Source organism: Mycolicibacterium chubuense (genome assembly GCF_001044255.1).
In the GTDB taxonomy this organism is placed as follows: domain Bacteria; phylum Actinomycetota; class Actinomycetes; order Mycobacteriales; family Mycobacteriaceae; genus Mycobacterium; species Mycobacterium chubuense.
This window is the reverse complement of record NZ_JYNX01000008.1, coordinates 1-12,029: the sequence shown is the minus strand read 5'-3', so window position 1 is coordinate 12,029 and position 12,029 is coordinate 1. Positions and strand designations below refer to the sequence as shown.

The window sequence follows — 12,029 nt, the reverse complement described above, 5'->3', positions numbered from 1 at the left end:
CATCACCTCGGCAGCCTTCGCCACACCCACCGCGGCGTCACCCGGAACGCCGCAGCCAGCGCGGCCAGCGGCCTGGGCACCCACACCACCTGCCGGCCCGCGCGCAGCGCCGCGACGGTGGCGTCGGCGACCTGGGCCGGCGTGCTCGACAGCGGCGCCGGCGCCATCCCCTCGGTCATCCGCCCGATCACGAACCCGGGCCGCACCAACAGCAGCCGCACCCCGGTGCCGTGCAGCGCGTCGGCGAGCCCGCTGCAGAACGCGTCGAGCCCCGCCTTGGCCGATCCGTACACGTAGTTCGCCCGGCGCGCCCGCACACCGGCCACCGACGAGAACGCCACCAGGGTGCCGTGCCCGGCTTCCCGCATCACGTCGGCGAGCACCGTGAGCAGACTCACCTGCGCGACGTAGTCGGTGTGCGCGATCGCCGCCGCGTGCGCCGCGTCCTTCTCCGCGAGCGCCTGATCGCCCAGGATCCCGAAGGCCAGCACCGCGGTCCCGATCGTGCCGTGCGCGGCCACGATGTCGTCGACCACCCGGCGGTGCGACGCGAGATCGTCGGCGTCGAAGGCGACGCGGTGCACGGCTGTCGCACCGGCCTGGGTCAGGGCGGCGGTCTGCGCGTCGAGATCGTCGGGGCGACGCGCCGCGAGCACGACCGCCGCGCCGGCGGCCAGTCTGCGCGCCACCTCGACGCCGATCTCGCTGCGGCCGCCGAAGACCACGACCGGGCTCACCTCCGCCGTGTCCTTCATGGCTGCGATTATGTCCTGCGCTAGCGTGGGCGTGATGGGCAAGGCAACCACCCGGCTGACCACCGACGCGATCGCGTTCCTGACCGAGCGTCACCTCGCGATGCTGACGACGTTGCGGGCCGACCAGTCGCCGCACGTGGTGGCCGTCGGATTCACCTTCGATCCCGCCACCCACATCGCCCGCGTGATCACCACCGGCGGTTCGCAGAAGGCGGTCAACGCCGACCAGCGCGGTGTCGCGGTGCTCAGCCAGGTCGACGGGGCGCGCTGGCTGTCGCTGGAGGGCAAGTCCTCGGTGTACACCGACATCGACAAGGTCCGTGACGCCGAACTGCGCTACGCGCAGCGCTACCGGACCCCGCGGCCCAACCCCAAGCGCGTGGTGATCGAGGTCCGCGTGGAGCGCGTGCTGGGCTCTTCGGGACTGCTGGACCGCGGCGAGAGCTGACCCGTCAGCCGACCGGCACCACGACGAGGTCGTGCGGTCGGTTGTTCACCGACAGCGCGCCGTCGGCGGTGACGATCACGATGTCCTCGATGCGTGCACCCCACTGGCCCGGGAAGTAGATGCCCGGCTCGACGGAGAACGCCATCCCCTCCTGCAGCGCCAGCGAGTTCCCGGCCACGATGTAGGGCTCCTCGTGCACGGACAACCCGATGCCGTGCCCGGTGCGGTGCACGAACGCCTCGGCCAGCCCCTCGGCGGCCAGCACGTCGCGGGCGGCGGCGTCGACCTGTTCGGCGGTGACGCCCGGCCGGACCGCAGCCACCGCGGCCTGCTGGGCCCGCTGCAGCACCGCGTACCGCCGTGCCACCTCGGGGTCGGGATCCCCGATGCTGTAGGTGCGGGTGGAGTCGGAGTTGTACCCGGGCTCGTAGGGTCCGCCGATGTCGACGACCACGACGTCGCCGGCGGCCAGTTCACGATCCGAGCACTCGTGGTGCGGGTCCGCACCATGCGGACCGGAACCCACGATGATGAAGGCCACCTCCGAATGTCCCTCGGCGACAATGGCTTCGGCGATATCGGCGGCGACGTCGGCCTCGGTGCGGCCGGGCACCAGGAACTCCGGGACGCGGGCGTGCACCCGATCGATCGCCGCCCCGGCCTTGCGCAGCGCGTCGATCTCGGCCGGATCCTTGACCATCCGCAGCGTGCGCAGCACGTCGGTGGCCAGCACCGGCACCACGCCGAGCACCTCGGCGAGCGGCAGCAGGTGCAGCGCCGGCATCGAGTCGGTCACCGCTACCGCGCGCCCCACCCCGCCGAGGGCGTCGGCCACCAGCGCGTACGGGTCCTCACCGTCGACCCAATCCCGCACCGCCACACCGAGTTCAGTGACCGCCGACTCCTTCAGGGCGGCCAGTTCCAGGCGCGGCACGACGATCGTCGGGGCGCCGTCGGCGGGCAGCACCAGCGCGGTCAGCCGCTCGAACGTCTGCGCCCGCGACCCCACCAGGTAGCGCAGGTCGTAGCCCGGGGTGATGACCAGGCCCGCGAGCCCGGCCCCTGCGGCGGCCTGCGCCGCGGCGGTCAGGCGGTGGGCGTACACCTCGGTAGGAAAACGGGCCGGCGGCGAGGACGGGGAAGCCATGCCGCCCAGGCTAGTGTCCGGCGCCGCGGCCGGTGCGCGAAGATACCGGGTGTGACTGCTCCCCTGGTACTCCTCGACGGCGCGAGCATGTGGTTCCGCTCCTACTTCGGTGTCCCGTCGTCGATCACCGCTCCCGACGGCCGCCCGGTCAACGCGCTGCGGGGTTTCCTCGATGCGGTCGCCACCGTGATCACCCGCGAGCAGCCCCACCGGCTGGTGGTGTGCCGCGACGACGACTGGCGGCCGCAGTGGCGTGTCGACCTCGTGCCGTCCTACAAGGCGCACCGGGTGGTGCAGGAGAACCCCGGCGACGAGCCCGACGTCGAGGAGGTGCCGGACGATCTGACGGCACAGGTCGACATGATCATGGAGATCCTCGACGCGTTCGGGATCGCGACCGCCGGCGCGCCCGACCACGAAGCCGACGACGTGCTGGGCACCCTGGCCGACCGCGAGCGCCGCGATCCGGTCGTCGTCGTCAGCGGTGACCGCGACCTGCTGCAGGTCGTGCGCGACGAGCCCACGCCGGTGCGGGTGCTCTACCTGGGCCGCGGCCTGGCCAAAGCCACCACGTTCGGTCCCGTGGAGGTGGCGCAGACCTACGGGGTGCCCGTCGACCGGGCCGGCCCGGCCTACGCGGAACTGGCGCTGCTGCGCGGTGATCCGTCCGACGGCCTTCCCGGCGTCGCGGGGGTCGGCGAGAAGACGGCGTCCAGCCTGCTCACGAAATACGGCTCGCTGGAGGCGATCCTGGCCGCGGCCGACGACGCCGGGTCGACGCTCACCCGGGCCCACCGGACCAAGCTGCGGTCGGCGGCCGACTACATCGCCAAGGCCGCTCCCGTGGTGCGGGTCGCCACCGACGCGGCGGTCACTTTCTCGACGACGGACGACACGCTGCCGCTGGCCGCCGCGCATCCCCGCAAAGTCGTCGAACTGGCCGAGCGCTACGGCGTGTCGTCCTCGATCGGGCGGCTGCAGAAGGCGCTCGACGCGCTCCCCTGACGGCTACTTGGGCCGGCCGACCTCGTAGGTGCCCTTGTCGTCCTGGAACGTGACCGTCACCTGACGCTTGGTGCCGTCGATGCTGACCTCGCAGTTGAAGGTGTCACCCTTCTTCACCGTGGGGCTGACACCGTTGTTGCACTTGACGTTGCTGACGTTCTTGGCGCCGTAGCCGTTGGTCTCGTCGGTGAGGATCTGCTGCACACCGGTCTGCGCGGCGTTGACGTCGAGCTTGGTGGTGACGAAGAAGCCCGGCTTCCAGAAGCCGAGCACCAGCACCACGGCGACGATGATCGCGGCCAGCAGGCCGATGATGCCGCCGACCACGGCCAGCGAGCGCTTGGAGCCCTCCTCCTGGCCGGGTGCCTGGTAGTTCGGGTACTGCCCGTACTGACCGGGCTGGCCCGGTTGCTGGCCGTATGGGGGCTGCTGACCGTAGGCGCCGGGCTGGCCGTACTGCGGCTGCTGACCGTACGCGCCGGGCTGCCCGTACTGCCCCGGCGGCGGATAGGCCGGCTGGTTGTAGTCGGTCTGCTGGCCGTACTGCTCGGTCGACGGGTACTGCTGCGGGGGGTAGGTCGGCGGCTGCGTGGGCTGCTGGTACTGGGGATACTGCTGCGGCGTGTACGCCGGCGGCTGCCAGGACTGCTGGTCCGGCGCCTGCGGCTGCTCGGACCCGGACGGCGGCTGCCAGCCCTGATGCGACGATTCACCCGTCTGCTGCTCCGTGCCAGACTCAGGCTGATGACCCGGCCACGGCTGCTGCGTCGGGTCAGATCCCTGCGGTCCGCTCATTTCTCTCCTCGGTCGTGCACGGCTGTCTGGTGTAGCTGGCCACACACTACCCGGCGTCAACGGCGACGACGCCGCGCCGAACGTCGTTGATCGCGCGTTTCGCAGTTGCCCGCAACGCCGGTGACGGTGCGGCGTTGCGCACCTGATCGGCCAAGTCGAGGACCTGGCGGCACCAGCGGACGAAATCACCGGCGGGCATGGTGACCCCGTTCCCCGGGTCGCTCGCGGCCAGCGCCGAGGCGAGGTCGCCGGTGCGGGCCCAGCGGTGGATCGCGGCGACGAATCCGTCATCGGGTTCGCGGCTGGCGCTGATGCGCTGGCGCTGCTCGTCGGCCCGCAGCTCGCTCCACAGCCGGCGGGTCTGGTTGAGCGCGCGACGGAGCCGCCCGGTGGGGATCTCCGTGCCGTCCCCGGCGCCGTGCCCGTCGCGCCGCGACTCGTAGACCACCGCGGACAGCGCAGCCGCGAGTTCGGCCGGGTCGAGGTCGTCCCACACCCCGGCGCGCAGACACTCGGCGACCAGCAGATCGCTCTCGCTGTAGATACGGGCCAGCAGCCGGCCGTCGTCGCTCACCGCCGGCGCGTCGCCCGTCTGGTCGATGAAGCCCCGCTCGATGAGCAGCACGACGATGCGGTCGAAGGTGTGGGCCAGCGAGTTCGTCGCGGTCGCGATCTTGCGGCGCAGCTGCTCGTTCTCGCGCTCGATCTTGAGGTACCGCTCGGCCACCCGCGACCGGTCCTCCCGGTCGGGCAGCTGGTGCGCCCGGTGCGCCCGCATGCGGTCGCGCAGCGACGCGAGCTCGGGGTCCACGTCGGGTTCGGCCTGCGGCCCGCTGCGCCGCCGCCGCGCGGACGGGACGTCCAGGCCCTCCGCGGCCGACGTCAGCGCCGAGGCCAGGTCGCGGCGGGCACGCGGGTTGCGGTGCTCGACTCGTTTCGGCAAGGTCATCCGCCCCATCGGTGCGACGGCCCCGGAGTAGTCGGCCGCGGAGATCCTGCCCGCCCACCGGGTCTCGGTCAGCACCAGCGGGCGCGGATCGTCGTCGTCGCGGGCCGGCTCGAGGACCACGGCCAGCCCGCCGCGCCGGCCGTGGGTGATCGTGATGATGTCACCGCGGCGCAGCGCCGTCAGCGCATCGTTGGCGGCCTGGCGGCGCTGCAGCCGGGACGAGCGCGACTGCGCCCGCTCCCGCTCGGAGATCTGGGCGCGCAGCCGCGCGTAGTCCAGGATCGGGGCGTCGCGGCCGCCGAGTTCGGCGGCCAGCTCGCCGAGCAGCTTCTCGCCGCGTTCCACGGCGCGCACCAGCCCGACCACCGAGCGGTCGGCCTGGTACTGCGCGAACGAGCGCTCGAGCAGCTGGTGGGCCTGCGCGGGTCCCATCTGGTGGACGAGGTTGATCGTCATGTTGTAGGTCGGGGCGAACGAACTGCGCAGCGGGAAGGTGCGCGTCGAGGCCAGGCCGGCCACCTCGGCGGGGTCGACGTCGGGGTTCCACAGCACGACGGCGTGCCCCTCCACGTCGATGCCACGCCGCCCCGCCCGGCCCGTCAGCTGGGTGTACTCCCCGGGCGTCAGCGGCAGGTGCTGCTCACCGTTGAACTTCACCAGCCGTTCCAGCACCACCGTGCGGGCCGGCATGTTGATGCCCAGCGCCAGCGTCTCGGTGGCGAACACCGCCTTGACCAGACCGGCAGTGAACAGCTCCTCCACGGTGTGACGGAAGGTGGGCAGCATGCCGGCGTGGTGGGCGGCCAGCCCGCGCAGCAGCCCTTCGCGCCACTCGTGGAAGTCGAGCACGATCAGGTCGGCGTCGTCGAGGTCGGCCGTGCGCCGGTCGACGATCTCGGCGATGCGGGTGCGCTCCTCGTCGGTGGTGAGCCGCAGCGACGAGCGCAGGCACTGCTTGACCGCGGCGTCGCACCCGGCCCGGGAGAAGATGAACGTGATCGCCGGCAGCAGATCGCGCTGCTCGAGAACCCCGATGACGTCGGCGCGGCCCGGGGTGCGGTAGATCGTCGGCCGCCCGGCCCGGCCGCGCCCCCGCGGCTGCCAATCGGCGAGCCGGTCAGCCTCCCACCGATGCGAGATGTGGCGCAGCAGTTCCGGGTCGACCAGCAGGTCGCGGCCCGCCCGCGCCGGACCCGACGCGCGGTAGTCGAACAGGTCGAGCAGCCGCTTGCCGACCAGCACGTGCTGCCACAGCGGCACCGGCCGGTGTTCGTCGACGACGACGGTGGTGTCCCCGCGCACGGTCTGGATCCACCCACCGAACTCCTCGGCGTTGCTCACCGTGGCCGACAGGCTGACCAGCCGCACCCCCTCGGGCAGGTGCAGGATCACCTCCTCCCAGACCGCGCCGCGCATCCGATCGGCCAGGAAGTGCACCTCGTCCATGACGACGAAGGAAAGTCCGTGCAGCGCAGGCGAATCCGCATAGAGCATGTTGCGCAGCACCTCGGTGGTCATCACCACCACATCGGCGTCGCCGTTGATGTTCTGATCGCCGGTGAGCAGGCCGATGCGCTCCGCCCCGTAGCGGCGCACCAGGTCGTTGTGCTTCTGGTTGCTCAGCGCCTTGATCGGTGTGGTGTAGAAGCACTTACCCCCGGCCGCCAGCGCGAGATGCACGGCGAACTCGCCGACCACGGTCTTGCCCGCGCCGGTCGGTGCGCACACCAGCACACCGTGCCCCTGGGCGAGGGCGTCACACGCGCGGCGCTGAAACCCGTCCAGCGCGAAGGGAAGTAGCTCGGTGAACGCCGCGACGGACTCGGCGACGGAGTCGGTGTCGAAGGGCATGTCAGGTGGCGTCGTCGTCGATGACGAGCCGCGACGGCGCGGGCACCGCCGACGGCGCCTGGACGGGTTCGGCCGGGCCGATCGGGGCGGCCTCGTCCTCGGGAACCGACTCGAGCTCGCGGCGGGCCTTGCGCCGGTCGTTGACGCGCGCGATCTGGATCGCGACCTCGAGCAGCAGGGTCAGCGCGATCGCCAGCGCGAGCATCGAGAACGGGTCGGAGCCGGGGGTGGCGAAGGCGGCGAAGACGAACAGACCCATGATCAGACCGCGCCGCCAGGCCTTCAGCCGCGCGTAGGTCAGCACACCGACCAGGTTCAGCATGACGATCAGCAGCGGGAACTCGAAGCTGATCCCGAACACCAGTAGCAGATTGATGAGGAAGCCGAAGTACTGATCGCCCGACAGCGCCGTGATCTGCACATCGCTGCCCACGGTCAGCAGGAAACCGAGAGCCTTGGACAACACGATGTAGGCGAGCACGGCGCCGGACACGAACAGCGCTGCCCCCAGCGTGACGAATGCGACCGCGAACCTGCGCTCCCTGCTGTACAGGCCGGGCGTGATGAACGCCCACAGCTGGTGCAGCCACACCGGGCACGCGAGGACGATCCCCGCCATCAGACCGACCTTGAGACGCAGCATGAACTGATCGAACGGCGCGGTGGCCAGCAGTCGGCACTCGCCGTCGGGGGCGATCGTCGCCCGCGCTGACGCCGGAAGTGAGCAGTACGGACCGCGCAGCCAGTCGCCCAGGCTGGGCAGCCCGAACACGCCGTGGCTGTACCAGAAGAATCCGAGGGTCGTGGTGACCAGAACGGCCAGCACCGAGATCAGCAGCCGGGTCCGCAGTTCGGTGAGGTGTTCGACCAGCGACATCGTGCCGTCGGGATTGACCCGGGACCGGCGGCGGCGCGGGTCGAGCTTCTTGAAGAGTCCGGGCATCTGCACGTCGAGGAGGGCCTACCTGTTCACAGGCGCAAGACTACGGCGCGGACGGGGCCCGCGCCGTGTCGAGGGGGCGTTTCAGGCGGGGCGCTTGTCCGACGACGGTTCGGTATGCGTCGTCGCGCCACCGGCGGGCCGGTCGGCGTCGGTCACCCGCTCCGAGGAGATCTGAGTCGGTGTGTCGGACTTCGACTCAGCCTGCATCTCCTTGATCTCGGACTTGAAGATGCGCATCGACTTGCCGAGCGAGCGGGCTGCGTCGGGGAGCTTCTTGGCGCCGAAGAGCAGCACGAACACGGCGATGACGATGATCCAGTGCCAGGGTTGTAGACCACCCAATTTGGTTACCTCCAGACGTCTGCGCCGAGTCTACCCGCCGGGGCGCTCGTCACCGACCCGATAGGCGTCCAGGGCGGCGACGGCCGCCCGCTGCACCCGCTCGGCCAGCGGCTTCGGCTCGAGGACCCGCACCCCCGAGCCGAAGCCGAGCACGAACCGGGCCATCCAGTCGTCCGAGGCATAGGTCATCGCGGCGTCGCACGACCCGTCGGGGTACTCCTGCAGCACCCGCAGCGGGTAGTAGTCGAACATCCACGCCGCCGAGCGGTCCACCCGCAGCGTCGCCGTCGGCAGCGACGGATCGGCGGTGTCCGGGTCGAACAGCGACGTGTCGGGGCCGGCCTGCACCGCGGGCGGCGGCGGTGCCGACGGCTCATCGAGCACCCGGGCGTCGACGATCCGGTCGAAGCGGAACAGCCGGACCGCCTCGGCGGTGCGGCACCACGCCTCCAGGTAGCTGTGGTCGGCGACGAGCACCACCCGGATCGGGTCCACCACCCGGCTGGACAGCATGTCGTGCGAGGCCGAGTAGTACTCGATCGCCAGCGCCCGGTCCCCGCGCACCGCCGTGCGCACCGCGGCGGCGGCCTCGCTCTCCACCGGTGCCGGCTCGTCGACCGCCGCGCCCTCGACCCCGTGGCCCGCGCTGCCCGCCGCGGACTCGATCTTGGCGATCGCGCTGCGGGCCGCCTCCGGGTCGACCATGCCGGGCACGTCGACCAGCGCGCGCAGCGCCACCAGCACGCCGGTGGCCTCGGGCGAGGTCAGCCGCAGCGGGCGGTCGATGCCCGCGGTGAACGTCACCTCGATGGTGTCGCCGGAGAATTCGAAGTCGATCAGATCACCGGGGCCGTAGCCGGGCAGCCCGCACATCCACAGCTGGTTGAGGTCGTCGCGCAGCTGCTTGACGCTCACCCCGAGGTCGGCGGCGGCCTCGTCGTAGGTGATCCGCGGATTCGCCTGGAAATACGGCACCATGTTCAGCAGCCGCACCAGTCGCGTGCTCACGGCGGTCACGCCCGCACCTGCTCGACGCCGGCCTGGGCCGCCAGCCGCGCGATCACGTCCCCGCGCAGCGAGGCCGGCTCCAGCGCGACGGCGTCCGCGCCGTAGCTGGCGACCTCGCGGGCCAGCCGGTCGAACATGCCGATGTCGAGGGTGATCTCCTGCCCGGCGCGGCCGCCGAGCGTCTTGGCACCGACGAGGGTGGCCCGCCGGCGCAGCGCGGTGGCCTTGCCGTCGGCCACCCAGATCCGGGCCTGTCCAGCGCCGGGCCAGTCGCCCACCACCTTCGCGACGATCTCGCGCAGGTTCACCCCGGGCGGCCGGACCACCTCGCCGGGTTCGCCGATCGGGGTCACCTCGGCGCCGATGCGGGACAGCCGGAACGTGCGGACCGCGTCGCGGTCCCGGTCGTGGCCGACCAGGTACCAGCGGCCACGGTCGGTGACCACACCCCACGGCTCGACGGTGCGCATCACGTACGGCTCGCTGCGCGACGGCCGATGCGGGAAGCGCACGGCGCGACCAGAGTCGATGGCCGACAACAGGATTCCGAGCACGTCCTCCGAGCCGCGCAGCCCCGGCAGCGCGGCCGTGGAGGTGATCGCGACGTCGAGGTCGTCGACGGCCTCGATCTCGACGCCGGCGGCCCGTAGTTTCAGCAGTGCGCTCTGGGTCGCGGTGATCAGCTCGGGGGACTCCCACAACTGGGTCGCGACCGCGACGGCGGCGGCCTCGTCGGGGGTCAGCTCCACGGCGGGCAGCGCGTAGGCCTCCCGGTTGATCCGGTAGCCCTCCGTCGGGTCGGTCGAGGACACCCGGCCCGTCTCCAACGGGATCCCGAGGTCGCGCAGCTCGTTCTTGTCGCGCTCGAACATGCGGGAGAACGCCTCGTCGCTGGCCCCGTCGGAATAGCCGTAGACGGTCTCGCGGATCCGGTCGGCGGTGATGAACGTCCGCGTCGACAGCAGCGCGATGACGAGGTTCATCAACCGTTCGACTTTTGAGATCCCCACGCCGTAGAGCTTAAGGCGAATCGGCGGTGGGCTCGGACGGCCGTCCGCGGCGCGCCGCCGCCGAGGCTCACATCCGTCGGACGACGATCATGCGACGAGGCACGAGACGCGTTGAGGAGTCCGACTCACATCGAGGCGATGAGCCGCTTGACCCTCTCGTCGACCGAGCGGAACGGGTCCTTGCACAGCACGGTCCGTTGCGCCTGGTCGTTGAGCTTGAGGTGCACCCAGTCGACGGTGAAGTCCCGGCCCGCCTCCTGGGCGGCGCTGATGAACTCGCCGCGCAGCTTGGCCCGGGTGGTCTGCGGTGGCGTGTTGACCGCCGCCTCGATCTCCTCGTCGGTGGTGATGCGCGCCGCCAGGCCCTTGCGCTGCAGCAGGTCGAACACACCGCGGCCGCGCTTGATGTCGTGGTACGCCAAGTCCAGCTGGCTGATCTTGGCGTCGGACAGGTCCATGTCGTAGCGGTCCTGATACCGCTGGAACAGCTTGCGCTTGATCACCCAGTCGATCTCGGTGTCGACCTTGGCGAAGTCCTGGCTCTCCACCGCGTCGAGTTGCCGGCCCCACAGGTCGACCACCTGCCCGATCTGCGTGTTGGGTTCCCGGGTCTGCAGGTACTCGACCGCGCGGGCGTAGTACTCGCGCTGAATGTCGAGTGCGCTGGCCTGCCGCCCGCCCGCGAGACGCACCGGACGCCGGCCGGTCAGGTCATGGCTGACCTCGCGGATCGCCCGAATCGGGTTGTCCAGCGAGAAGTCGCGGAACGCGACGCCGGCCTCGATCATCTCCAGCACCAGCGAGGCCGAGCCGACCTTGAGCATCGTGGTGGATTCGCACATGTTGGAGTCGCCGACGATGACGTGCAGGCGCCGGTACTTCTCGGCGTCGGCGTGCGGCTCGTCGCGGGTGTTGATGATCGGGCGCGACCGGGTGGTGGCGCTCGAGACGCCCTCCCAGATGTGCTCGGCGCGCTGCGACAGGCAGAACGTCGCGGCCTTCGGCGTCTGCAGCACCTTGCCGGCGCCGCAGATCAGCTGGCGGGTGACCAGGAACGGCAGCAGCACATCGGAGATCCGGGAGAACTCGCCGGCCCGCACGATCAGGTAGTTCTCGTGGCAGCCGTAGGAGTTGCCCGCGGAGTCGGTGTTGTTCTTGAACAGATAGATGTCCCCGCCGATGCCCTCGTCGGCGAGCCGCTGCTCGGCGTCGACGAGCAGGTCTTCGAGCACCCGCTCACCCGCACGGTCGTGGGTGACCAGCTGGGTCAGGTTGTCGCACTCGGCGGTCGCGTACTCGGGGTGGCTGCCCACGTCGAGGTACAGGCGCGCACCGTTGCGGAGGAAGACGTTGCTGCTGCGTCCCCACGACACCACCCGCCGGAAGAGATAGCGGGCGACCTCGTCCGGACTGAGCCGGCGATGGCCGTGGAACGTGCAGGTGACACCGAATTCGGTTTCGATGCCCATGATTCGTCGCTGCACCTCATCGAGACTAGCCGCTGCTCGGCGCGGGCGTGGTTGTCCACGCCCAAAGAAGGCTGTGGATAACCCGGCGGGTGGGCACCCGCGGGGTGCCAGCATGAGCCATGGGGGAATTCACGCGGGTCGACGTCGAACGCCTGCGCGGTGTCGCCGACCGGGTCTGGGCGATCGCGGACGAGATCGGGGCGCTGCCGTGCCCGGCCCTCGACCCCGCCGCGCTGCCGGGATCGCGGGTCGCGGCCGTGTCGGCAGCGACAGTCGTTGCCGAGCTCGAGGACGTCGCCGCCGGGCT

12 protein-coding genes are annotated in these 12,029 nt (G+C 71.2%); 3 read left to right on the top strand and 9 right to left on the bottom strand.

The window, feature by feature from the left end; translation table 11 throughout:
• Positions 1-2: 2 nt before the first annotated feature.
• Positions 3-755, bottom strand: coding sequence for a decaprenylphospho-beta-D-erythro-pentofuranosid-2-ulose 2-reductase (locus tag MCHUDSM44219_RS00960; RefSeq protein WP_048416354.1), 753 nt, complete (start codon positions 753-755; stop codon positions 3-5).
• A gap of 34 nt (positions 756-789) precedes the next feature.
• Between MCHUDSM44219_RS00960 and MCHUDSM44219_RS00955 the strand changes: the two genes are divergently transcribed.
• On the top strand, positions 790-1,203 hold the full coding sequence (locus MCHUDSM44219_RS00955) for a F420-dependent biliverdin reductase (RefSeq protein WP_048416402.1): 414 nt from the start codon (positions 790-792) through the stop codon (positions 1,201-1,203).
• Positions 1,204-1,207: 4 nt separating this feature from the next.
• On the opposite strand, the gene MCHUDSM44219_RS00950 is transcribed toward MCHUDSM44219_RS00955, so the two are convergent.
• A complete protein-coding gene (locus MCHUDSM44219_RS00950) occupies positions 1,208-2,350 on the bottom strand; it encodes a M24 family metallopeptidase (protein WP_048416353.1) in 1,143 nt (380 codons plus the stop codon).
• A 51-nt stretch (positions 2,351-2,401) separates the two neighbouring features.
• Here MCHUDSM44219_RS00950 and MCHUDSM44219_RS00945 point away from each other — a divergent pair, with 51 nt between their 5' ends.
• On the top strand, positions 2,402-3,355 hold the full coding sequence (locus MCHUDSM44219_RS00945) for a 5'-3' exonuclease (RefSeq protein WP_048416352.1): 954 nt from the start codon (positions 2,402-2,404) through the stop codon (positions 3,353-3,355).
• A 3-nt stretch (positions 3,356-3,358) separates the two neighbouring features.
• Here MCHUDSM44219_RS00945 and MCHUDSM44219_RS00940 read toward each other — a convergent pair whose 3' ends face one another.
• The 7 genes from MCHUDSM44219_RS00940 to pafA form a co-directional block, all read right to left on the bottom strand.
• Positions 3,359-4,150, bottom strand: a complete 792-nt coding sequence (locus MCHUDSM44219_RS00940; protein ID WP_048416351.1) for a DUF4333 domain-containing protein — start codon at positions 4,148-4,150, stop codon at positions 3,359-3,361.
• A gap of 46 nt (positions 4,151-4,196) precedes the next feature.
• Complete coding sequence (locus MCHUDSM44219_RS00935) at positions 4,197-6,950, bottom strand: DEAD/DEAH box helicase (RefSeq protein WP_048416350.1); 2,754 nt, start codon at positions 6,948-6,950, stop codon at positions 4,197-4,199.
• A gap of 1 nt (position 6,951) precedes the next feature.
• Complete coding sequence (gene tatC, locus MCHUDSM44219_RS00930; RefSeq protein ID WP_048416349.1) at positions 6,952-7,899, bottom strand: twin-arginine translocase subunit TatC; 948 nt, start codon at positions 7,897-7,899, stop codon at positions 6,952-6,954.
• 75 nt (positions 7,900-7,974) lie between these two features.
• Positions 7,975-8,235 carry a Sec-independent protein translocase subunit TatA gene (gene tatA, locus MCHUDSM44219_RS00925; RefSeq protein WP_048416348.1) on the bottom strand — a complete coding sequence of 87 codons (261 nt, stop codon included), beginning with the start codon at positions 8,233-8,235 and terminating at the stop codon, positions 7,975-7,977.
• Between the two features lie 30 nt (positions 8,236-8,265).
• Positions 8,266-9,252, bottom strand: coding sequence for a helix-turn-helix transcriptional regulator (locus MCHUDSM44219_RS00920; protein ID WP_048416347.1), 987 nt, complete (start codon positions 9,250-9,252; stop codon positions 8,266-8,268).
• On the bottom strand, positions 9,249-10,253 hold the full coding sequence (locus MCHUDSM44219_RS00915; protein ID WP_201778124.1) for a helix-turn-helix transcriptional regulator: 1,005 nt from the start codon (positions 10,251-10,253) through the stop codon (positions 9,249-9,251). The genes MCHUDSM44219_RS00920 and MCHUDSM44219_RS00915 overlap by 4 nt, the downstream gene beginning before the upstream one ends.
• 125 nt (positions 10,254-10,378) lie before the next feature.
• A complete protein-coding gene (gene pafA, locus MCHUDSM44219_RS00910) occupies positions 10,379-11,737 on the bottom strand; it encodes a Pup--protein ligase (protein WP_109777515.1) in 1,359 nt (452 codons plus the stop codon).
• A gap of 104 nt (positions 11,738-11,841) precedes the next feature.
• On the opposite strand from pafA, the gene MCHUDSM44219_RS00905 reads away from it, so the two are divergent.
• The coding region (locus MCHUDSM44219_RS00905; RefSeq protein WP_048416345.1) for a DUF7162 family protein at positions 11,842-12,029 on the top strand (188 nt) is incomplete at its 3' end.

Coding starts and splice junctions, on each gene's coding strand:
- MCHUDSM44219_RS00950 (WP_048416353.1), bottom strand. CDS start 2,350: ATGGCTTCCCCGTCCTCGCCGCCGGCCCGTTTTCCTACCGAGGTGTAC.
- MCHUDSM44219_RS00940 (WP_048416351.1), bottom strand. CDS start 4,150: ATGAGCGGACCGCAGGGATCTGACCCGACGCAGCAGCCGTGGCCGGGT.
- MCHUDSM44219_RS00935 (WP_048416350.1), bottom strand. CDS start 6,950: ATGCCCTTCGACACCGACTCCGTCGCCGAGTCCGTCGCGGCGTTCACC.
- MCHUDSM44219_RS00960 (WP_048416354.1), bottom strand. CDS start 755: ATGAAGGACACGGCGGAGGTGAGCCCGGTCGTGGTCTTCGGCGGCCGC.
- MCHUDSM44219_RS00955 (WP_048416402.1), top strand. CDS start 790: ATGGGCAAGGCAACCACCCGGCTGACCACCGACGCGATCGCGTTCCTG.